Genomic DNA, 639 nt, shown 5'->3' on the forward strand with positions numbered 1-639 from the left:
GTGATCGAGCGCGGCGCCACAGCTGAGGATCTCCTCCCGGCCGGAAGGGTCGGTGCCCGGGACCGTCCGGTCGCGGTCGACGAACAGTTGCAGAGCCCCGTCCCCGGCCACCCACCGCCACGGCTGGCTGTTGTGCACCGAAGGGGCCCGGCAGGCCAGCTGCACCGCCCTTTGCAGGGTCCGGGTGTCCGGCGTCGCGTTCATACCATCGACGGTAAGCGCCATCGGGGTCGGCGACCAGGGCCGTTCGTCCCGGCCGGCGGAGGCCATTCGGATGCCGAAGGGCCCACGGCGTTCTTTGCTCACTTTCCTCAAAGGTCGGCATGCCGGCGCACCTCGCTGACGGCGTTCAGGAACAACGCGCGCCCTGGACGTCCGGATGGTCGGCCCGGGCCCAATGACCTGCCGCAGGGGACCAAGGACCCTGGCGCGCGGTGCTCACATGCCCGAGGGTCGACGTGGGAAAGGAAGTGAGTGAGCGAATGACCCACACGATGGTGGACATCGGCGTGATCACCGGCGCGGTGCAGCTGGCCTGCCGGGCCCCTTCGGTGCACAACAGCCAGCCGTGGCGGTGGGTGGCCGGGGACGGGGCTCTGCAACTGTTCGTCGACCGCGACCGGACGGTCCCGGGCACCG

Annotated in this window: 2 pseudogenes; one reads left to right on the plus strand and one right to left on the minus strand. The window is 70.6% G+C overall.

The features are described from left to right. A pseudogene (locus A5787_RS26275) lies at positions 1 to 204 on the minus strand (NAD(P)H nitroreductase); the annotation flags it as partial. Between the two features lie 278 nt (positions 205 to 482). On the opposite strand from A5787_RS26275, the pseudogene A5787_RS27580 reads away from it, so the two are divergent. Continuing rightward, a pseudogene (locus A5787_RS27580) lies at positions 483 to 639 on the plus strand (NAD(P)H nitroreductase); the annotation flags it as partial.

The sequence above is a fragment of the Mycobacterium sp. 852002-50816_SCH5313054-b genome, assembly GCF_001667185.1.
GTDB lineage: Bacteria > Actinomycetota > Actinomycetes > Mycobacteriales > Mycobacteriaceae > Mycobacterium.